The organism is Arthrobacter sp. B3I9 (assembly GCF_030816935.1).
Classification (GTDB): domain Bacteria; phylum Actinomycetota; class Actinomycetes; order Actinomycetales; family Micrococcaceae; genus Arthrobacter.
The window spans coordinates 2,317,542-2,337,548 of the sequence record NZ_JAUSYO010000001.1; the positions used below are offsets into that span (position 1 = coordinate 2,317,542).

The window sequence follows — 20,007 nt, forward strand, 5'->3', positions numbered from 1 at the left end:
AGCTCCAGAGGAGACCTGAGTGTCACTAAGCGCAAGGCTCGACCGGCTGCCACTGAGCAAGCCGCACTACGCATTACTTCTCATCGGCGGCCTCGGTTACACCTTTGACGGGATGGACGCCGCGGTTGTTGCTTTCCTCATGCCGGCAGTCAAAGGATTCTTTGCTTTGAGCAACAGCCAGCTTGGCCTGGTGGCTTCGGCAGCACCCTTCGGCTTCCTCTTTGGGGCCGCCTTTGCTGGTGTCCTGGGCGACAGGATAGGACGGAAAAAGGTCATGATGCTGGCTCTGGCGGTCTACGCCATCGCATCGCTGGTCGCTGCCGTCTCCTGGAACTTTGAAATATTCCTCATCGCCCGCGTCATTGCGGGAGCCGGGGCCGGGGCAGAGAGCGCCATCATCGCACCGTTCCTTTCAGAATTCGTCCCGAGCAGCCGCCGGGGCTGGTTTGTCGGCGCCCTGGCCGGTTTCTTCTCCTTCGGGTTCGTCTGTGCTGCCCTCATAGGCCTGATAGTCGTGCCCCTTCCGGAAGGCTGGCGATGGGCCCAGGTCATCACGTTCCTGCCCATCCTGCTTCTCTTGTGGTGGCGACGGTCGCTGCCGGAGTCACCGCGCTTCCTTATGAATGAGGGCAAGGTCGCCGAGGCCGAGCGCGTGGTGGTTAATTTCGAGCAGCGGGTTTTGCGGGCCACCGGGACCGATCTGCCGCCGGTCGACCCCAGCCACGCAGAAGAGCCGGAGCCGGTGAAATTCTCCCTGGGCAAGGCCCTTAAGTTCCTGTGGGGCCCCAAAATGTGGCGCATCACGGCCGTGACCTGGCTGATCTGGTTTGTCATCACCTTCTCGTACTACGGGTTTTTCTCCTGGATCCCCACGCTGCTGGTCAGCAAGGGGCTGACTGTCACCACCAGCTTCACGTTCTCGCTTTACATCTACCTGGCGCAGATCCCCGGGTATTTCAGTGCCGCCTGGCTGAACGAGAAGCTTGACCGCAAGAACACTATTGCCATCTACCTCGTCGGATCGGCCGTCAGCGCCTACTGGCTGAGCACCATGACTGACCCGGCGTGGATAACCGTCTCGGGCATGTTCCTGTCCTTCTTCCTCAACGGCACCTACGCCGGCCTCTACGCCTACACGCCGGAGGTCTTCCCGACGTGGCTGCGCGCCACCGGCGTCGGACTCAGTTCCTCCTTCGGCCGCATCGGCTCCATCACCGCACCTCTCATCATCGGCTTCTTCGCCACCCAGTGGGGCTTCGCGGGAGTCTTTGGCATGACGACGGCCGTCCTGGCGGTCGGCGTCGCCTGCACCCTGCTGTTCGCCGTCCGGACCGCGGGACGCTCGCTGGAGGACATCACCCTCGAGGAAACCGCCGTGCAACCCCTGGGAGCCCGCAATGAAGGAGCATGACATCGAATCCCTCGAATCGCTGTATCACGTGGTGCAGGAGCAACTGGGCGTGAAGCTCTTCACCGTCCTGGCCTTCCGGGATGAAGGTGCGGTGATGGAGCGGATCTTCTCCTCCCATCCCGCCGAATACCCCGTGGGCGGACGCAAGGTGGTCGCGCAGGACGTGGCCGCCGACTGGCTGGCCGCCTGCCTGACGGAACAGGTGCCGTTTTTCGGGCGAACACCCGAGGATGTGGAACGGATCTTCAAGGATGCGGAGTTGATCCGCAGCCTCGGCTGCGGCTCCATCATCAACGCCCCCATAGTCGACGGGGGCACCACCGTGGCGGCGCTGAACATACTCGATGCGGCAGGCACCTACACGGATGACGACGTCGCGACGGCGGTCGACATAGCACGCCGCAGCAAGAACATGATCCTGGAAGCGATGAAGGAAAAATGACCGAAACGAACCTGCTCATCAAGAACGCCACCTACCTCGACGTCGTCGAGGGCGCCTACCGGAAAGGCGACATAAAGGTCAATGACGGCATCATTTCCGAAATAGGCGAGAACCTCGCCAACGACGGTGCGGTCGAGGAGCTGGACGCCAAAGGAAGGTTTGTCCTGCCCGGGCTCATCGACTGCCACGTCCACGTGACGGCGGCCACCGCCGATCTGGGCCAGCTCGGGGAGTGGTCCCCCAACTACGTCGCACTCAACACCGCCAAAATCATGGGCGCCATGTTGGAACGGGGCTTCACCACGGTACGGGACGCAGCAGGCGCGGACTTCGGCCTTCACGATGCACAGGCCGAGGGGCTGCTGCGCGGGCCGAGGCTGTTCTTCGGCGGCAAGGCGTTGTCGCAGACCGGCGGGCACGGTGATCCCCGTGCCCGCGGCCGCCATTCACACGACGGGGACTACTGCGTGCCGCACATCGGCACCATTGCGGACGGAGTGGACGCCGTCCGCCTCGCGGTAAGGGACGAGCTGCGAAAGGGTGCGCACCACATCAAGATCATGGCCGGCGGCGGCGTAGCCTCACCCACCGACCGGATCGATTCCACCCAGTATTCGATCTCAGAAATCGAGGCGGCGGTGGAAGAAGCCGAAGCGGCGAACCGGTACGTCACGGCCCACGCGTACACCGGCCGTGCCATCAACCGCGCCCTGCGGGCAGGCGTCCGCGGAATTGAACACGGGAACCTCCTGGATGACGAGTCCCTTGAATTGTTCAAGGAACGCAACGCGTTCCTGACGATGACACTGGTGACCTACTGGGCCCTGGAGCGGGAAGGCCGGGATTTCGGGCTGTCCCAGGAGAACTGGGAGAAGGTCGCGGCTGTCCTCGACGGCGGCTACGAGGCTCTTGGCAGAGCCCACGAAGCCGGCATCAACCTGACGTACGGAACGGACCTCCTGGGCGGCATGCACCGCTACCAGGCGAAGGAGTTCGCAATCCGGGGCAAGGTCATTCCCGCCATAGAGGTCATCCGCAGTGCCACTGTCACCGCCGCCGCGCTGCTCCAGCGCGAGGGTGAACTCGGCGTCATCGCCCCGGGCGCGGCCGGGGACTTCATCATCACCAAGGAGGATCCGCTGAATGACCTCGAAATCCTGGCCGAGAGCCGGCTCGACTTTGTCATCCAGCAAGGGGACATCGTCAGCTCAACGAGCACCGGGCGCTAGCTGAACCCGGCTGCGGAAAGAGAGCGGTCCCGGACGTGTGTCCGGGACCGCTCTCTTTTCTGCGTGCCCACGGCAGGAATTGCGCCGGTCACATGAGGCGGCTGCGGACAATCTCGCTGACGGTCTTGCCGTCGAAACGGCCTGCGACCTTGGCCGTGACAGGCTTCATCACGAGGCCGATCGAGCGCGCCGACAGCTCCTGGCCATCGGCCTGCAACACCCCTATCGCCTCGTCAACGATGGCTTCAACCTCGCCCCGGGACAACGCCTTCGGCAGGTAGGCCTCGATGATCTCCGCTTCAGCAACTTCAGCCGAAGCACGCCCGGGCTCCCCCGCTTCGGTGTAGATGCGGGCCGTATCGCGGCGCTTCGCCGCCTCCTTCTGCAACAGCGACGTCACCTGGGCGTCGTCCAGCTCGACAGGGGTCTTGCCGGATTTTTCCCGCGTGCTGATCTCCCCCAGGACGTTGCGGACAGTGGTCAGCGCGGTCTTGTTGCCCGCCTTCATATGCGCGACGACGTCTTCCTTCAGGCGTTCTTTCAGTGACATGGTGTTCCTCGTTTCACTACTGGGCAGACATGACCTGCTCCGTCGACGCCCCGGAATGCAGGGCGGTACCGACGGTGCGGACAAGCGAACGGTAACCCGGATGCTCCGGCAGCCCATCGAGCAGCACCGGGCCGTCGGGACCGGCCAGGGGGATGCGCCAGTTCGGGTACTGCGCACTGCTGGTTCCGGGCTGGTTTTGGGTCCGGGTTTCGCCGACCGCATCCACCAGTGCCACGCCGAGCAGTGACGACGGCGCCAGGGCCGTGAACGCGTACAGGGCTTCAACGGTCGCCTGGACATCGGGGGCTGCACCCGGGGAGGCGGCAGCCGGCAGGAGCCCGCGCTCCCGGACGAGCGCCAGCACCGCCTCCTGTTCGGCCGTTGCTGCGGCGCGTTCCTCCTCCACAGGACGCTGCAGCAGCCCCAGGGACTCGCGGAGGGTGACGTGTTCGCCGGCCAGGTAACCGGCTGTGGGCGGCAGGTCGTGGGTGTTCACACTGGTCAGGCACTGCTGGCGGTACCGTTCGGGCGGAATCGGCCCGTCGGCGTCGTGCTCGAACCAGAGGATCGACGTTCCGAAAATCCCGCGTTCGGCGAGGTAGTCCCGCACCCACGGTTCGAACACGCCCAGGTCCTCGCCGATCACGATCGCTCCGGCCCGCTGCGCCTCGAGGGCGAGGATGCCGATCAGTGCCTCATGGTCGTAATAGACGTAGGTGCCCTCGCCGGGACCGGACCCGGCCGGGATCCACCAGAGCCGGAAGAGGCCCAGGATGTGGTCCACCCGGATACCGCCGGCGTGGCGCAGGACCGTGCGCAGCATGTCGCGGTAGGCGGCATAGCCGGACTCCGCGAGCCGGCCCGGATGCCAGGGCGGCTGGGACCAGTCCTGGCCCTGCTGGTTGAACGCGTCCGGCGGCGCGCCGACTGAAACGTCCCCGGCCAGCACTCCCGCAAGGGACCAGGCGTCGGCCCCGTCCTGCTTCACGCCGACGGCAAGATCATGGATGATCCCGACGTCCATGCCGGCATCCCGGGCGGAGCGCTGCGCCGCCTCCAGCTGCTGGTCGCAGCACCACTGCAACCACCGGTGGAAGTCGATCCGGTCCGCGAGCAGTCCCCGCTGCTCGCTGCAGTACGGGGTGTCGGGCGCAGAAGCCACCGTCGTCCACTCCCGCGCATCCGGGGACAGCTTCTCCGCCAGCGCGCACCAGAGCGCGAAGTCGTCGAGTCCCTGCCCCTGTTCCTTGCAGAAGTCCGTGAACGACCGCGCCCGGGCGGGACCCCGCGGGACGGCGTACACGAGCTCAAGGGCGGCCAGTTTGGCGGCGTAGGTCGAGTTCCGGTCCAGCAGGCCGGTTGAAGTGTTGGCGGAGCCCAGCTCCGCGGCCAGCCGCTGGACTTCCGCCCGCCCGGCCGGGTCCAGGTAACCGAACTCGTCAATCTCCTCCACGCGAAGGTACAGGGGATGAAAGAAGCGGCGGGTGGCGGGCAGGTACGGCGAGTCCTCGACCGGTGGCCGTGGCTCGGCGGCGTGCAGCGGATTGACCAGCAGAAAGCCCGCGCCGTCCTGCCCGGAGACGGTGGCGAGGTCCGCGAGATCGGCAAAGTCGCCGATTCCCCAGGACCGGGAGGAGCGGACCGAGTAGAGCTGGGCCGTCAGCCCCCAGTCCCGCCGGTCCGCGAGCGCCGCTGTGGTCTGGAGCTGTTGCGGGGTGACCACGAGGGTGCACCGGGCCGGGGCGCCTCCGGCGTCCGCGAGCAGGGTGTGCCAGCCAAGGGGAAGGTCTTCCGGGATCGCGAAAACCCTGCGGGCGGTCAGGACGCCGTCGACGTCGACGGGCTGGTCCCCGGTGTCCCGCGGCGCGGGCTCGTGCCGGCTGCCGTCCTCGGCTTCGATCCAGACGCGAACCTGTTGTCCCTGCGGGGCGTGGACGAACACCTGGGTTTCCTGACCCTGCCGGGCCACCACGACCGGCGGCAGCAGGCGCCGCCAGGGCGCCAGAATCGTCTCACGCAGGGATTGCTGCAGCTGGTCCGGGTCCGCGGCAGGGACGCCCAGTGCCGCCAGGACACTGTGCAGGGTGCCGTCCGGGACCGAGCGTTCGACGCCGTCCCAGCCCCGGAACATGGTCCCGACGCCGTGGGCGGCCGCGAGTTCCCGCAGCAGCCCGCTTGCGGTGGTTGTGTTGTCGTTGAGTGCAATGTCCGCCATGGGGACACTCTAGACGCTGCCACCGGTCCCCGCCGCGCTCTTGCCCCACTTTGGGCGCTGCCGCACGTTCCGCGCTAGCCTTGCTGCCTATGGTCGACGTCGAACGCTTCCGGATTCTCCTCGAGGAGGAGCGCCTCCGGAAACTAGCCCTCCTTCCCTCCCTCCGCCGGGACATCACCTCGGTGAATGCCGCCCGGCAGGATTCGAACGTGGATGATGAACACGATCCGGAGGGGGCCACCATCGCGTTCGAACTCTCCCAGGCCTCGGCGCTGCTGCAGCAGAGCACCGCAGGGCTGGCCCAGATCGAGTCAGCCCTGGAGCGCATTGCCGCCGGCCGTTACGGCCTCTGCGCGGTCTGTGGACAGGAAATTCCGGAGGGGCGCCTCGAGGCGAGGCCCTGGACGCCGTACTGCATCCGTCACAGCTCAGGCAGGGCATGACGGCTCCCCTCGCGGACAACCTGGCCGGGACCTGGTGGGACCGGACCGTCGCCGGCTTCACCCAGTCCCCGCTCCCCCACGTCACCGGCACCGAACTCGTCCTTGTGGTGCTCCTGGCCGTCGCCCTGTCGCTCCCGCGCGCTACCTGGCGTTACTTCGGCCTGCTTGCCACCGTCATCCACGAACTCGGCCACGCCTTCGCGGCTCTTCTGACCGGCCAGCGCCTTGGCGGAATCCGCCTGAGCCTGGATCACTCGGGCACCACCACGACATATGGCCGGGGCGGACTCCCCGCGGCCTGGTCCACGTTCTGGGGCTACCCCGCGCCGGCCGTCGTCGGGGCGGCCATGGTCTGGTGCGGGTTCAACGGGTGGGGGCCGGCCGCGATGTCCGTGGGAACCCTGGTGCTGCTGGCTTCGTTCGTGTTCATCCGGAACGGGATGGGGCTGCTGATCACCGCGGCAGCCGTACTGGCCGCCGCGCTCCTCGTCCTGTTCGTACCGCCCGGCTTCAACGGCCACGTGATGATCGTGCTCGGGCTGGCACTGCTGGTGGCCGCCGTCCGCGACCTGACAAAGCTGGTTAACGTCCACCTGCGGCGCCGGGACCGCCTGCCGACGTCGGACGCGTACCTGCTCTTCCGTGCCACGTCCGTTCCCGCCATCGTGTGGATTGTGCTCTTCGCCGCTGTTGTCGGGGGCGCCTGGTGGTTTGCGTGGCAGCCGATGGTGCAGGTCCTCGCCACCCTGCTGGGTCCGGGCGATCCGGGGACATAGGCTGGGACCATGAGCCAGACATCCACGAGCAAGAGCCCCTCCCGTGCGGACCAGTGCGGCGCCAGCCACACCGAGGGCAGCGGGTTCAGCACCCGTGGCGCCTACGTCACGGGCGGGGCCGAGTTCACGCGGGACACCAACTACATCGAGGACCGGATTACCAGGGACGGGGTCCCGGGCAGCAACGGCGAACCCGGCTGGCCGGTGGAACCGGGACGGTACCGACTGATCGCGGCGCGCGCCTGCCCCTGGGCCAACCGGACCGTTATTGTGCGCCGGTTGCTGGGTTTGGAGGATGTCATCTCGCTCGGACAGCCGGGCCCCACCCACGACGCCCGCTCCTGGACCTTTGACCTGGACCCCGGCGGCAAGGACCCCGTCCTGGGCATCGAGCGGATCCAGGACGCCTACTTCGCCCGGTTCCCCAACTATCCGCGCGGGATCACGGTACCGGCCATCGTCGACGTGCCGACGGGGCAGGTGGTGACCAACAACTTCCCTCAGATCACGCTGGATTTTTCCACCGAGTGGACCGCCTACCACCGGCCCGGCGCCCCGGAGTTGTACCCTGAGCACCTGCGGGACGAGATCGACGCGGTCAACAAGCGGGTCTTTACCGAGGTCAACAACGGAGTGTACCGTTGCGGCTTCGCGGGATCGCAGGAAGCCTACGACGCAGCCTACGACCGCCTGTGGACCGCCCTGGACTGGCTGGAGGAGCGGCTGGCCGGGCAGCGGTACCTCGTAGGCGACACGATCACCGAGGCGGACGTCCGGCTTTTCACCACCCTCGCCCGCTTCGATGCGGTCTACCACGGCCACTTCAAGTGCAACCGGCAAAAGCTCAGCGAGATGCCGGTGCTCTGGGCATATGCCCGGGACCTCTTCCAGACGCCGGGGTTCGGCGACACCACGGACTTCGTGCAGATCAAGCAGCACTACTACATCGTGCACGAGGACATCAACCCCACCGGAATTGTCCCGAAGGGCCCCGACCTGGCCAACTGGCTCAGCGCCCACGGCCGTGAATCACTCGGCGGCCGGCCCTTCGGCAACGGCACACCGCCGGGGCCGGTCCGGAAAGGCGAAGAGGTCGCCCCCGGGCACGGGGCGGCCTGAGGAATGCCGCCGCTGACCTCGCGCTCCATCGGCCTGGCCGCGACGGACTTTGCGGGCGTCCGGGAGCTGTTCGACTCGTTCCCCGCGGAGGACCCGGACTACAGTGCCCAGCTGGCGGTCTACTGCGGCGGGGCCAAGGTAGTCGATCTCAGCGGCGGGCCCCACCTGGCCCCCGGCGACATCACCGGGATGTACTCCTGCTCTAAGGGCGTGGGGGCCATGGTGGTCGCCCTGCTCGTCCAGGACGGGAGCCTCGACCTTGACCGGGCCGTGTCTTCCTACTGGCCCGAGTTCGGCGCCCACGGCAAGGACCGGCTCAGCGTCCGGCAGGCCCTCTCCCACCAGGCGGGTGTTCCCGGCGTCGCCGGCGGGTTCGCCCTGGCGGAGTTCACGACGGCGGAAGCGGCCGCCAGGCTGGCGCAGGCAGTGCCGTTGTGGAGGCCGGGCTCGGCGTTCGGGTACCACGCCGTCACTATGGGGATCCTGATGGAGGAGCTGTGCCGCAGGGTGGCCGGCGCCACCCTGCAGGAGATGTACGACACCCGCATCCGCCGGCCCTACGGGATCGACTTTTTCCTGGGCCTGCCCGAGGACCAGGAACCGCGCTTCCGGGAGGTTCTCTACGAGGACGACCCGGACCAGCCGTGGCTTGATCCGCTCAGCCTCGAAGGACTGAGCAGCAACGCACCGGTGAGTACCATCCTGGAACTCCCTAACCACCGCGTCGTCCGCGGCCTGGGGATGAGCAGCGCCGGCGGTGTGGGATCCGCGGACGGCCTTGCCCGGCTCTATGCCGCCGCGACGACGGGGGTTGAGGGGACCGCGCCGTTCCTGACGCCCGGCACCGTCCAAGCCATGTCCGAGGAACAGGTCTGGGGGCGCGACCGGGCGTCCGGCCAGGACGACGCGTTCGCCGTCGTGTTCATGAAACCGCAGCCGGGACGCGACTTTGGCAGCTATCAGGCCTTCGGGCACGAGGGGGCGAACGCGGCGCTCGGCTTCGCCGACCCCTGCTACGGCCTCGCTTTCGGATATGTTCCCCGCCGGGCTGAAGAGGGCCGCAGCCTCGGACGAGCCCACCGCCTCTCTGCTGCCGTCCGGGAAGCCGCGGCCACGGCCCCCTGAGGGTTCGTCCATTTGTAGCAACAATGCCGCCAACCTAGGGTGAACCGGAATGACTACTCCACAGAAGGCACCTGAAACCGGACACCCGCCGCTGCTTCGTCGACTCTGGCGGCGCCTGGGAGCCAGCGTAAACTCGGCACTGCTGTGGCCCCGGTTGCAGCTGGCGTTGAAGGCGGCACTGGCTGCAGGCCTTGCGTTCTATATCGCCCCTTACATGCCGGGCTCGGCAGCCGACTACCCCTACTACGCCCCGCTCGGGGCCCTGGTGGCCATGTACGAGAACGTTTCCGGCTCCATGCGCCAGGGCGTGCAGACGCTGGTGGGCCTCGCGATAGGAATCGGGCTGGCCTTCATGCTGTTCAGCCTGGGCGATCCGAGTCCGGTCACGGTGGCCGTTGTGATGGGACTGGGCGTCATCCTCGCCGGCCTGCCCAGGATCGGCTCGGGCAGCGACTGGATTCCGACGGCGGCGCTCCTGGTCCTGCTGGTCGGCGGCCATGACCCGGACCGGTTCTCCTTCGGTTACCTCGTCCAGATGGGTGCCGGCGTGAGCGTAGGCATCATCGTGAACCTCCTCGTGTTCCCGCCGCTGCATTTCAAAGCCGCAGCCCTCAGCATCGCGGAACACCGCCTGGCACTGTCCCGGCAGCTGGCGGACATGGCCACGGCCCTGAAGGAGAACTGGCCGCCGGAGCACGAGGAATGGTCACGACGCTCGGATGCGCTCGCCGCGTCGGCGAGCTCGGTGCGGCTGGCCGTGGAAAAAGCGGACGCCAGCCGCCGGGCCAACCCGCGCCGGCGCCTCCACCCCCGGGACCTGGACGAGGATTACCGCGAACTCCGGAACCTGGAGCGGGTCACGTTCCATGTCCAGGATGTGACACAGGTGCTCTCCGATGTCATCTGGGCCGACGACACGCCCTTCGTCGTCCCGGACGAGTACGCCGCCCCGCTGTCCGAGGCCATGGCCGCGGTAGGCGATGTGCTGATCCCCGCCGAGGAAGAGGGGCCGGAGCGGCAGGACGAGATGACACGGACGGCCGAGGATGCCGTGCAGCAACTCAGCCGGCGCCTGGCCGTGGAGGGGGCCGCAACGGAGGAGCCGAGCGCGGTGCAGTCGATCCTGTTGAGCCTGCACCGGATGCTCCGCGTGGTACGGACGTCGGAGGCGTAGGGGCGGGTGCGCACTGCCTACAGTGCGCTCACCGTACCGCTGAAGTGCTTGCGTCCGGACCGCGGGTTCCACGCGACGTAGTCGGAGCGCTGCCAGCCGCCGTCGCCGTCCTGGACAGTGCTGATGTCCAGGGTCACCCGGGCGGGCAGGAAGACCGGAGCGTCAAACGACACGTCCCAGCGGAACGATTCCCCTTTGGCCGCACCCACATCGGCCAGCGCCCGCGAGGCGAGGTACATGCCGTGCGCGATGGAACGCCGCATCCCCAGCGCCTTGGCCGACAGGACGCTCAGGTGGATGGGGTTGAAGTCCCCCGATACCGCGGCGTAGGCGCGTCCCGTGTCGACCCCCAGCTGCCAGAGCGCGGTCGGGTCCGGTGCCTGGAAGTCCAGCCGCTCCGGCGGGGCGGACGGCTTGTCGATGCCGGGCAGGAACACACCCTTGGCGAGGTAAGGTGGATACGCCGCGCCAGCGGAGGGCGTCGTCGCCCGCCCCGCGCAACTCGGCCACCAGATCCAGCTGTGTGCCGGAGCGGTGGCCCCGCAGGTTTTCCGCCACCGCCCGGATGTCCACGGCTTCCGTGAAGCGCACCGGCGCCGACTGCACCACCTTGTTCCCCAGGTGGATCATGCCGAGCAGGGGCAGCGGGAAGTCGTCCCGGTTCATCACGCTCATGGCCACCGGGAACGCCAGCGCATGGATGAACCCGGCCGGCAGGATGTCACTGGCGGTCTCGCCGACCAGGTGCTGGTAGGCGGTGAGGTTCCCGACGTCGGGCCGCACTCCGCGGACCTCATGGCTTCCGTCCGGCAGTGTTGTGGCCGTGTGCGTGCCCAGCACCCGGCGCCGGGCAGCTGTGGCGGCAGCGTTCAGGTACAGCTTCGAGAGTGACGGCATCTCGCCCAGGACCACGGGCTGGGGGCCGGTCATGCTCCGACCAGGTTCTGGCCGCAGACCCTCAGCACCTCCCCGGAGATTCCGCCGGCCGCGTCGCTCGCCAGGAAGGCGATGGCTTCCGCAACGTCGGTGGGCTGGCCGCCCTGCTGCAGGGAGTTCAGCCGGCGGGCCACCTCCCGGGTGGCGAACGGCATCCTGGCTGTCATCTCGGTTTCGATGAAGCCAGGCGCCACAGCGTTGATTGAGCCGCCGTGCGCGCCGAGCAGCGGCGCGGTGGCCCGGACCATGCCCATCACGCCGCCCTTGGAGGCCGCGTAGTTCGTCTGGCCCCGGTTTCCCGCGATACCGCTCGTGGAGGCCACGGACACGATCCGCGGAGTGGTCCGGAAATGCTCGGATCCGAGCAGCGTTTCGTTAATGCGCAGCTGCGCGGCGATGTTGACGCCGATGACGGACTCCCAGCGGGCCGGGTCCATGTTGACGAGCAGCTTGTCCCGGGTGATCCCGGCATTGTGGACCATGATGTCCAGCCGGCCGTGGCGTTGCACCGCGTGGTCGATGATCCGTTGCCCGGCGTCCTCGCGGCTGATGTCCAGCTGCAGGGCGGTGCCGCGCACGCCGTTTGCCACCTCGGCGAGGTGGTCCCCCGCGGAGGGAAGGTCGACGACGACCACGACGGCTCCGTCGCGGTGCAGGGTGCGGGCGATCGCCGCGCCGATGCCGCGGGCGGCTCCGGTCACCACGGCAACCTTGCCCGCCAGCGGCTTCTCGACGTCGTCCGGCAACTCCCCGCCGTCGGAAGTCACGGTCAGGAACTGTCCGTCTACGAACGCCGACCGTCCGGAGAGGAAGAACCGCACGGCCCCCAGCGTGCTCGGGCTGGTGGTGCCGGTTCCGTCGGCCAGCAGGATGCCGTTGGCGGTGGCACCTGCGCGCAGTTCCTTGGCGAGCGACCGCAGCAGGCCGTCGACACCCTGCCGGGCCGCCGCCACAGCCGGGCCGGTGGCGTTCTTCGCCGCCCGGGAGACGGTGATGACCCGGGCGTTCGGTGCCAGATCCCGCAGGGAAGGTGCTGCCGTGAGCACCGGCTGGGCCAGATCCTCCGGGCGGCACAGCTCATCCAGAACCAGGATGACGGCACTCAGTTTTTCCTTCGGCACGGCATGCCGCCGGACGTCGAGGTTCCAGGAAAGGAGCTGGGATGCCAGTTTATCGGCACCGGTGCCGGTCCCCTGGACCAGCACCGGCCCCTCCGCGAGCGGTTCTCCCGGCTGGTGCCGGCGCAGCCGAACCGGTTGCGGCAGGCCCAGTCTCTTGGCGATGTCCCTGCCGAAGCCCCGGCTGACCAGTTCGGTGTACTTGTCCGTCATCGGATCCCCCTCAGAGTGCTTCCAGAATTGCGACGACGCCCTGGCCGCCGGCGGCGCAGATCGAGATCAGGCCACGTGCGGGGCGCCCGTCCTCCCGGCCTTTGGCGTGCAGCATCTTGGCCAGTGAGGCGACGATCCGCCCGCCGGTGGCGGCGAAGGGATGGCCGGCGGCAAGCGAGGAACCGTTGACGTTGAGCCTGGACCGGTCGATGCTGCCGAAGGCGCCGTCGAGGCCGAGCCGGGTGCGGCCGAATTCCTCGTCCTCCCAGGCCGCGAGGGTGCTCAGCACTGTTCCGGCGAAGGCCTCGTGGATCTCGAAGAAGTCGATGTCGTCAAGGGTGAGGCCGTTGCGGGCAAGCAGCCGCGGCACCGCGAAGGCGGGGGCCATCAGGAGTCCGTCCTTGCCGTGCACAAAGTCCACGGCCGCGGCTTCACCATCGACGACGGCGGCCAGCTTGGGCAGGTCATGGTCGTCGGCCCACTGCTCGGAGGCGAGCAGGACGGTGGAGGCGCCGTCCGTGAGCGGCGTGGAGTTGCCGGCGGTCATGGTCGCCGCAGCACCCAGGTTCTTGCCAAAGACCGGCTTGAGCGTGGCCAGCTTCTCGATGCTGGTGTCCGCGCGCAGGTTGGAGTCCCTGCTGAGCCCGCGGTAGGGAGTGATCAGGTCATCGAAAAAGCCGGCGTCGTAGGCGGCCGCGAGGTTCCGGTGGCTGTTGTAGGCCAGTTCGTCCTGCGCTTCCCGGGTGATTTTCCACTGGGCGGTGGTCAGCGCCTGGTGTTCGCCCATCGACAAGCCGGTGCGCGGCTCACCCGTGTTCGGGGCATCGGGGGCGAGATCCTTGGGCCGGAGGCGGCTGAGGATCCGGAGCCGCTGGGGCATGGTTTTGGCCCGGTTCAGGTCGAGCAGGACCTCGCGGAGTCCTTCACTGACGGCGATGGGCGCGTCCGAGGCCGAATCGACGCCGCCGGCAATGGCGGAATCGATCTGGCCGAGCTTGATCTTGTTCGCGAGGCCGAGGACCGTCTCCAGCCCTGTGGCGCAGGCTTGCTGCAGATCGTAGGCGGGGGTTTCAGCGGACAGCGGCGACCCCAGAACGGCTTCGCGGGTCAGGTTGAAGTCACGGGAGTGCTTGAGGACCGCGCCGGCGGCGACTTCGCCGATCCGTTCGTCCTGCAGGCCGAACCGGGCGATCAGGCCGTCGAGGGCTGCGGTGAGCATGTCCTGGTTCGAGGACTTGGTGTAGGCGCCGCCGGTCCGGGCGAAGGGAATACGGTTACCGCCGACCACCACTGCTTTGCGCAGCTGCGGCGCTGCCGCGGATGGGACGGAGGCGGTTGAATCCGTAAGTCCGGTTGCGGATTGTCCTGACACGGACATGGCTGTCTCCTTAGCTGGAAGCGGGTTACCGATACCAAGCGTACCTGATACGCTGGGTATCGTGAACAACCCCGCCGACCTCCCCGATACCGGTGCTGCCCGGGACGAGTCTTCGTCCGTTGATGGCCGCGCCTCACGCTGGCAGCAGCACCGTGAGGACCGGCGTCGTGAGCTGATCAAATCCGCCCGCAAGGCGGTCCATGCCCTGGGCAGCGATGCCTCCATGGAGGAGATCGCCGCGGCTGCGGGAACCTCCAAATCGGTGTTCTACCGCTACTTCGGGGACAAGGCGGGGCTCCAGCAGGCGGTGGGCGAAGTGGTGCTCAGCCAGATGCAGCGGCGCATCCAGGAAGCCGCGCAAAGTGCCCAGACCCCCCGCCAGGGCCTCTTCGCCATGGTCTCCGCCTACCTGCAGATGGCCGAAACGAGCCCCCACGTCTACACCTTCGTCACCCGCCCCGCCGCGGGGGACGGGGAAGCGGCCAGCGGCCCGCTTGCCACAGCCGGCGCCCTCGGCCACTTTTTTGCAGCCATCAGCGACATGATCGCCCGGCCCATGCGCAGCCACCTCGCCCCCTCCGCGGGACGGGAAGCCGTCATCGGGTACTGGCCCAACGCTGCGATCGGGCTTGTCCGGAACGCCGGCGAACAATGGCTTGCCAGTCCGGCCTCCCCCGGCAAACCGGATCAGGAAACCATGGCCCGGCAGATCACCGACTGGCTCTGCATCGGCATAGCCCCGGAGCTCCGGAACCTCGAACCGCAGGGATCGGAACCGACCCTGACAGAACAAACGAAGGAAGCGACATGACCGAACTAGCGGACCGCACCACCGGTCCCGTCGACGCCACCGAGCGCCCGTCAAAGGCGGGCACGGCGGACCCCGCCAAGGCATCCGGCGCGTCGGCGCCGGCCGTTCCCTACGCCGTCGACGTGGCCGCGCTCGGCGAACTGCTGCTCGGAGAATGGGCCGATGCCCGGCGGGCGTCCCGGGACTTGGCTGCCCGGCCCGAGCTGCACAAGACGGAGGGCCTGACCCACACGGAACACCGCCGGCGCGTGTCCGCGCAGCTGCAGATCCTGGTCGAGAACGGCGCCGTCCACCGCGCATTCCCGCGGTCCGTGGGCGGCATGGACGAACACGGCTCCAACGTGGCCGGTTTCCAGGAGCTGGTCATCGCCGACCCCTCGCTGCAGATCAAGGCCGGCGTGCAGTGGGGCCTCTTCGGCTCGGCCGTGAACCACCTGGGCACCGAGGCGCACCACAAAAAGTGGCTGCCCGGCATCATGAGCCTGGAGATTCCGGGCTGCTTCGCCATGACGGAAACCGGCCACGGCTCCGATGTGGCCAGCATCGCCACTACCGCCACCTATGACCCCGACACCGAAGAATTCGTGGTCCACACGCCGTTCCGGGCAGCGTGGAAAGACTACATCGGCAACGCCGCCCTCGACGGGCTCGGCGCAGTCGTCTTCGCCCAGCTCATCACGCGCGGAGTCAACCACGGCGTCCACGCGTTCTACATGGACCTCCGGGACCCCGTGACCAAGGAATTCCTGCCCGGCATCGGCGGCGAGGACGACGGCATCAAGGGCGGACTCAACGGCATCGACAACGGCCGGCTCCACTTCACGCACGTGCGGATACCGCGCACCAACCTGCTCAACCGCTACGGAAACGTCGACGCCGACGGCAGCTACAGCTCCCCCATCGCCAGCCCGGGCCGCCGGTTCTTCACGATGCTCGGAACCCTGGTCCAGGGCCGCGTGTCGCTCGACGGCGCCGCCGTGACGGCGTCGAAGCTGGCCCTGAAGACGGCCATCCAGTATGCCACCGAACGCCGCCAGTTCAACGCCTCCTCCAGCACGGATGAGGAGGTCCTGATGGACTACCAGCGGCACCAGCGCAGGCTGCTCACCCGGCTTGCCACCACCTACGCCGCAGGCTTCGCCAGCGAACAGCTGCTGCAGAAGTTCGACGACGTCTTCTCCGGCCGGACCGACAGCGACGAAGACCGCCAGGACCTTGAGACCCTCGCCGCCGCACTGAAGCCGCTCAGCACCTGGCATGCGTTGGACACCCTGCAGGAATGCCGTGAGGCCTGCGGCGGTGCCGGCTTCCTGATCGAGAACCGCTTCGCCTCCCTGCGTGCCGACCTGGACGTCTATGCCACCTTCGAGGGCGACAATACGGTCCTGCTGCAGCTTGTGGCCAAGCGCCTGCTGGCGGACTACGCCAAGGAGTTCCGCAACGTGAAGTTCGGCGTGCTGGCCCGTTACGTGGTCGGCCAGGCCACCGGCGTCGCCCTGCACCGCAGCGGCCTGCGCGGCGTGGCCCAGTTCGTGGCGGACTCCGGCTCGGTGCAGAAGGCGGCTCTGGCGATCAAGGACGAGACCGGCCAGCGGACCCTGCTGACCGACCGCGTCCAGACCATGGTGGCCGAGGTCGCGGCCGCCCTCAAGGGCGCAAGCAAGCTTCCGCAGCAGCAGGGTGCGGCGCTGTTCAACCGGCACCAGCACGAACTCATCGAAGCCGCCCAGGCCCACGCCGAACTGCTCCAGTGGGAAGCCTTCACCGAAGCCCTCGGCAAAATCGAGGATCCCGGCACCAAGGCGGTCCTGACCTGGCTCCGCGACCTCTTCGGGCTGTCCCTGATCGAGAAGAACCTCGCCTGGTACCTGATGAACGGCCGGCTCTCGATGCAGCGCGGCCGGACCGTGGGCGAGTACATCAACCGGCTACTGGTGAAACTCCGCCCGCACGCCCTCGATCTGGTGGACGCCTTCGGCTTCGGCCCGGAGCATCTCCGCGCCGCGATCTCCACGGGCGCCGAAAAGGCCCGCCAGGACGAGGCGCGGGACCACTTCCGCAAGCAACGCGCCAGCGGCCAGGCGCCCGTGGACGAGAAGCTCCTCCTCGCCCGCACAGCCGCCGGGCTGAAGCGGCGCTGACCCTCCGCCGGCACCGGAGCCGGATTGTCGAGCCCGGTCTTCCGGCCGGGTTTTCCAGCCGGAGACAGCGACGGCGCCGCCCCCTCAACCGGGGCGGCGCCGTCGTCGTTCGTCTTCGACGTCGTTTCTCTTCGCTGTCGTTGGTCTTCCGTTGTCAGGAACCCTTCGGAAGCACCGAGCGGTACACCTCAAGGGTGGTTTCCGTAATGGACTCCCAGGAGAAGTGCTCCTCTGCCCGGCGCCGGCCGGCCTCGCCCATAGCGCGGGCACGCTCGGGGTCAGTGACCACCTCGGTCAGGGCCGCGGCGAATTCCGTCACGAACTTTTCCGGATCCAGCGGGGTGCCGGTGCCGTCCGAAACCTGCTCGATCGGCACAAGCAGGCCGGTCTCGCCATGCGCCACCACTTCGGGGATGCCACCGGTGGCGCTGGCCACAACGGCCGCACCGCACGCCATGGCTTCAAGGTTCACGATGCCGAGCGGTTCGTAGATCGACGGGCACGCGAAAGCGGTGGCGTGGCTGAGGACCTGGACCAGTTCGTGGCGCGGCAGCATCCGCTCCACCACGACGACGCCGTCGCGCTGGCTCTGCAGGTCCTCGATCAGCCGCGCCGTCTCGGCCGCGAGCTCAGGGGTGTCCGCGGCGCCGAGGCAAAGGACCACCTGGACGTCGGCCGGGAGTTTGGCGGCGGCGCGCAGCAGGTACGGCACACCCTTCTGCCGGGTGTTGCGGCCTACAAAGACCACACTGGGCCGGGTGGGATCGATCCCGAGGGCGCGGATGGCGTCGTCGCCTTCGTCCCGGGTCCAGAGGCTGACGTCGATGCCGTTGTGCACGACGCGCACTTTAGCCGGATCCACGTCCGGGTAGCTGCGCAGGATGTCCTGGCGCATCCCCTCGGAGACGGCGATGATGGCGGCGGCGGACTCATAGGCGGTCTTTTCCACCCACGAGGACACGGCGTAGCCGCCGCCGAGCTGCTCGGCTTTCCACGGGCGCAGCGGTTCGAGGCTGTGTGCGCTGAGGACATGCGGGATCCCATGCAGCAGCGCCGCGATGTGTCCGGCCATGTTGGCATACCAGGTGTGCGAGTGCACGAGGTCCGCTCCGGCAATATCCGGAACGATGCGCAAGTCCACCCCCAGGGTCTGCACGGCGGCATTCACCCCGGCCAGGTCCTCGGGCACCGGGTAGGACGTGACGGCCGCTCCGTGGTACTCCGGGTCCCGGGGCGCGCCGAAGGCACGCACCTGCAGATCCACGTGCTGGGCAAGCACCCTGCTGAGCTCAGCCACGTGCACTCCGGCGCCGCCATAGATTTCGGGCGGGAATTCTTTGGTCACAATGTCTATTCGCACAAAGCCCAAGGTAGTCGTTACGGTCGAACTGATCTAGTGTAAAGACGTCCGGGCGTGCCGGATATTTATTGGGGAGCAACAAAGGCGTTCAGGAGCGATCATTATGCCGCATACAAAAAGGGTCCTGGCGATTGTCCTCGCCGGTGGCGAAGGAAACCGGCTCATGCCGCTGACGGCGGACAGGGCCAAGCCTGCCGTCCCGTTTGCGGGCAGCTACCGGCTCATCGACTTTGCCTTATCGAATCTGGTCAATTCCCACTACCTGCAGATCGTCGTCCTGACGCAATATAAATCCCACAGCCTCGACCGCCACATTTCCGAGACGTGGCGGATGTCCACCCAGCTGGGCAACTACGTCGCCTCGGTCCCCGCCCAGCAGCGGGTGGGCAAGAGCTGGTTCCTCGGCAGCGCCAACGCCATCTACCAGTCCCTCAACCTGATCCACGACGCCAACCCGGACATCGTCGTCGTCGTGGGCGCCGACCACGTCTACCGGATGGACTTTGCGCAGATGGTCGCCCAGCACGTGCACAGCGGTGCCCGGGCCAGCGTCGCCGCCGTCCGGCAGCCCCTGCACATGGCCGACCAGTTCGGCGTCATCGAGGTGGACCAGAACGATCCGCAGAAGATTGCTGCATTCGTCGAAAAGCCGTCCTCCACGCCCGGACTGGCTGCCGACCCCACGCAGTTCCTCGCCTCCATGGGAAACTACGTGTTCGACGCCGACGCCCTCGTCGAGGCCCTGCACGTCGATGCCGAACGTCTCGACACGAAGCACGACATGGGCGGGGACATCATTCCCTACTTCGTCAACAAGGGAGAGGCCGGGGTCTACGACTTCACCCTCAACGACATCCCCGGCTCCACCGAACGCGACCGCACCTACTGGCGCGACGTCGGCACCATCGACTCGTTCTACGACGCGCACATGGACCTCATCTCCCCCGTGCCGGTGTTCAACCTGTACAACTCGGAATGGCCGATCTACACGCGGCAGACCATTTCCCCGCCCGCGAAGTTCGTCCGCGGCAGGGGCAACACCGTCGGCACGGCGCTGGACTCAATCGTTGCGAACGGCGTAGTGATCTCCGGCGGCATAGTTGAGGGCTCCGTGCTGTCCAACGACGTCTACGTCGATACATCCAGCCGGGTGATCGACTCCGTCCTCATGGACAAGGTCAGCATCGGCGAGGGCGCGGTCGTCCGGCGCGCCATCATCGACAAGAACGTCCGGGTTCCGGCCGGTGCCGCCATCGGCCTGGATCCTGAACTGGACCGCGCCCGCGGCTTCAAGGTCACGGACTCCGGCATCACCGTGCTGTCCAAGGGCCAGGAGGTTCCGGAGCCCGGAGACGCGGAGCGCTCCCTCTCGGCCGCCAACCTGCACCTCGTTCCTGACGCGGTGAAGGCGGCCTCGGAGAACCTTCCGGAATGGCAGGAATCAACCGCGAAGGCCGGACAGGCCCACGCGGCCGCCGTCGGCGTGGAAGTTCCGGCACAGCAGTCGAGCACGTCCTGACACCTGTGGGGAGCCCGGCCGCCCGGGCTCCCCGCAGGCTGTAAAAT

16 protein-coding genes and 1 pseudogene are annotated in these 20,007 nt (G+C 67.7%); 11 read left to right on the forward strand and 6 right to left on the reverse strand.

Annotation, left to right across the window (positions count from 1 at the left end):
* The first annotated feature begins 19 nt into the window (after positions 1 to 19).
* Genes QFZ65_RS10925 through QFZ65_RS10935 form a run of 3 tightly spaced genes read left to right on the forward strand, consistent with a single transcriptional unit; the run spans position 20 to position 3,082 of the window.
* Positions 20 to 1,411, forward strand: coding sequence for an MFS transporter (locus QFZ65_RS10925; RefSeq protein ID WP_306910304.1), 1,392 nt, complete (start codon positions 20 to 22; stop codon positions 1,409 to 1,411).
* Entirely contained in the window at positions 1,398 to 1,853 is a 456-nt protein-coding gene (locus QFZ65_RS10930; RefSeq protein ID WP_306910306.1) for a GAF domain-containing protein, read from the forward strand. Before QFZ65_RS10925 ends, QFZ65_RS10930 begins: the two co-directional genes overlap by 14 nt.
* A complete protein-coding gene (locus QFZ65_RS10935; RefSeq protein WP_306910308.1) occupies positions 1,850 to 3,082 on the forward strand; it encodes an amidohydrolase family protein in 1,233 nt (410 codons plus the stop codon). Before QFZ65_RS10930 ends, QFZ65_RS10935 begins: the two co-directional genes overlap by 4 nt.
* An 88-nt stretch (positions 3,083 to 3,170) precedes the next feature.
* On the opposite strand, the gene QFZ65_RS10940 is transcribed toward QFZ65_RS10935, so the two are convergent.
* A complete protein-coding gene (locus tag QFZ65_RS10940; RefSeq protein WP_306910310.1) occupies positions 3,171 to 3,632 on the reverse strand; it encodes a GatB/YqeY domain-containing protein in 462 nt (153 codons plus the stop codon).
* A gap of 16 nt (positions 3,633 to 3,648) precedes the next feature.
* A complete protein-coding gene (malQ, locus tag QFZ65_RS10945; RefSeq protein WP_306910312.1) occupies positions 3,649 to 5,847 on the reverse strand; it encodes a 4-alpha-glucanotransferase in 2,199 nt (732 codons plus the stop codon).
* 89 nt (positions 5,848 to 5,936) lie between these two features.
* Between malQ and QFZ65_RS10950 the strand changes: the two genes are divergently transcribed.
* Genes QFZ65_RS10950 through QFZ65_RS10970 form a run of 5 tightly spaced genes read left to right on the forward strand, consistent with a single transcriptional unit; the run spans position 5,937 to position 10,484 of the window.
* On the forward strand, positions 5,937 to 6,290 hold the full coding sequence (locus QFZ65_RS10950) for a TraR/DksA C4-type zinc finger protein (protein WP_306910313.1): 354 nt from the start codon (positions 5,937 to 5,939) through the stop codon (positions 6,288 to 6,290).
* Positions 6,287 to 7,066 carry a M50 family metallopeptidase gene (locus QFZ65_RS10955; RefSeq protein WP_306910315.1) on the forward strand — a complete coding sequence of 260 codons (780 nt, stop codon included), beginning with the start codon at positions 6,287 to 6,289 and terminating at the stop codon, positions 7,064 to 7,066. The genes QFZ65_RS10950 and QFZ65_RS10955 overlap by 4 nt, the downstream gene beginning before the upstream one ends.
* A gap of 9 nt (positions 7,067 to 7,075) precedes the next feature.
* Positions 7,076 to 8,185, forward strand: a complete 1,110-nt coding sequence (locus QFZ65_RS10960; protein ID WP_306910317.1) for a glutathione S-transferase family protein — start codon at positions 7,076 to 7,078, stop codon at positions 8,183 to 8,185.
* A gap of 3 nt (positions 8,186 to 8,188) precedes the next feature.
* The gene (locus QFZ65_RS10965) at positions 8,189 to 9,310 is read left to right on the forward strand and encodes a serine hydrolase domain-containing protein (protein ID WP_306910319.1); all 1,122 of its coding nucleotides are present in this window, start codon (positions 8,189 to 8,191) and stop codon (positions 9,308 to 9,310) included.
* Between the two features lie 49 nt (positions 9,311 to 9,359).
* Entirely contained in the window at positions 9,360 to 10,484 is a 1,125-nt protein-coding gene (locus QFZ65_RS10970) for an aromatic acid exporter family protein (RefSeq protein ID WP_306910321.1), read from the forward strand.
* A 17-nt stretch (positions 10,485 to 10,501) separates the two neighbouring features.
* Here the strand turns inward: QFZ65_RS10970 and QFZ65_RS10975 are convergent.
* The 3 genes and pseudogenes from QFZ65_RS10975 to QFZ65_RS10985 form a co-directional block, all read right to left on the reverse strand.
* A pseudogene (locus QFZ65_RS10975) lies at positions 10,502 to 11,414 on the reverse strand (MaoC family dehydratase).
* A complete protein-coding gene (locus tag QFZ65_RS10980) occupies positions 11,411 to 12,751 on the reverse strand; it encodes a 3-oxoacyl-ACP reductase (RefSeq protein ID WP_306910323.1) in 1,341 nt (446 codons plus the stop codon). The pseudogene QFZ65_RS10975 and the gene QFZ65_RS10980 overlap by 4 nt, the downstream one beginning before the upstream one ends.
* 10 nt (positions 12,752 to 12,761) lie before the next feature.
* Entirely contained in the window at positions 12,762 to 14,129 is a 1,368-nt protein-coding gene (locus tag QFZ65_RS10985) for an acetyl-CoA C-acetyltransferase (RefSeq protein ID WP_306910325.1), read from the reverse strand.
* Positions 14,130 to 14,190: 61 nt separating this feature from the next.
* Between QFZ65_RS10985 and QFZ65_RS10990 the strand changes: the two genes are divergently transcribed.
* Together QFZ65_RS10990 and QFZ65_RS10995 are read left to right on the forward strand one after the other, a co-directional pair.
* Positions 14,191 to 14,940, forward strand: coding sequence for a TetR/AcrR family transcriptional regulator (locus QFZ65_RS10990; protein ID WP_373427579.1), 750 nt, complete (start codon positions 14,191 to 14,193; stop codon positions 14,938 to 14,940).
* Positions 14,937 to 17,081, forward strand: a complete 2,145-nt coding sequence (locus QFZ65_RS10995) for an acyl-CoA dehydrogenase (RefSeq protein WP_306910329.1) — start codon at positions 14,937 to 14,939, stop codon at positions 17,079 to 17,081. The genes QFZ65_RS10990 and QFZ65_RS10995 overlap by 4 nt, the downstream gene beginning before the upstream one ends.
* A gap of 154 nt (positions 17,082 to 17,235) precedes the next feature.
* Here the strand turns inward: QFZ65_RS10995 and glgA are convergent, their stop codons facing one another.
* Complete coding sequence (glgA, locus tag QFZ65_RS11000) at positions 17,236 to 18,441, reverse strand: glycogen synthase (RefSeq protein ID WP_306910330.1); 1,206 nt, start codon at positions 18,439 to 18,441, stop codon at positions 17,236 to 17,238.
* 103 nt (positions 18,442 to 18,544) lie between these two features.
* Here glgA and glgC point away from each other — a divergent pair, with 103 nt between their 5' ends.
* On the forward strand, positions 18,545 to 19,960 hold the full coding sequence (gene glgC, locus QFZ65_RS11005) for a glucose-1-phosphate adenylyltransferase (protein WP_306910332.1): 1,416 nt from the start codon (positions 18,545 to 18,547) through the stop codon (positions 19,958 to 19,960).
* The last annotated feature ends 47 nt before the right edge of the window (positions 19,961 to 20,007 follow it).

Coding starts and splice junctions, on each gene's coding strand:
- QFZ65_RS10965 (WP_306910319.1), top strand. CDS start 8,189: ATGCCGCCGCTGACCTCGCGCTCCATCGGCCTGGCCGCGACGGACTTT.
- QFZ65_RS10930 (WP_306910306.1), top strand. CDS start 1,398: ATGAAGGAGCATGACATCGAATCCCTCGAATCGCTGTATCACGTGGTG.
- glgC (WP_306910332.1), top strand. CDS start 18,545: ATGCCGCATACAAAAAGGGTCCTGGCGATTGTCCTCGCCGGTGGCGAA.
- QFZ65_RS10955 (WP_306910315.1), top strand. CDS start 6,287: ATGACGGCTCCCCTCGCGGACAACCTGGCCGGGACCTGGTGGGACCGG.
- QFZ65_RS10980 (WP_306910323.1), bottom strand. CDS start 12,751: ATGACGGACAAGTACACCGAACTGGTCAGCCGGGGCTTCGGCAGGGAC.
- QFZ65_RS10935 (WP_306910308.1), top strand. CDS start 1,850: ATGACCGAAACGAACCTGCTCATCAAGAACGCCACCTACCTCGACGTC.
- QFZ65_RS10960 (WP_306910317.1), top strand. CDS start 7,076: ATGAGCCAGACATCCACGAGCAAGAGCCCCTCCCGTGCGGACCAGTGC.
- QFZ65_RS10995 (WP_306910329.1), top strand. CDS start 14,937: ATGACCGAACTAGCGGACCGCACCACCGGTCCCGTCGACGCCACCGAG.
- QFZ65_RS10985 (WP_306910325.1), bottom strand. CDS start 14,129: ATGTCCGTGTCAGGACAATCCGCAACCGGACTTACGGATTCAACCGCC.
- malQ (WP_306910312.1), bottom strand. CDS start 5,847: ATGGCGGACATTGCACTCAACGACAACACAACCACCGCAAGCGGGCTG.
- QFZ65_RS10940 (WP_306910310.1), bottom strand. CDS start 3,632: ATGTCACTGAAAGAACGCCTGAAGGAAGACGTCGTCGCGCATATGAAG.
- QFZ65_RS10970 (WP_306910321.1), top strand. CDS start 9,360: ATGACTACTCCACAGAAGGCACCTGAAACCGGACACCCGCCGCTGCTT.
- QFZ65_RS10950 (WP_306910313.1), top strand. CDS start 5,937: ATGGTCGACGTCGAACGCTTCCGGATTCTCCTCGAGGAGGAGCGCCTC.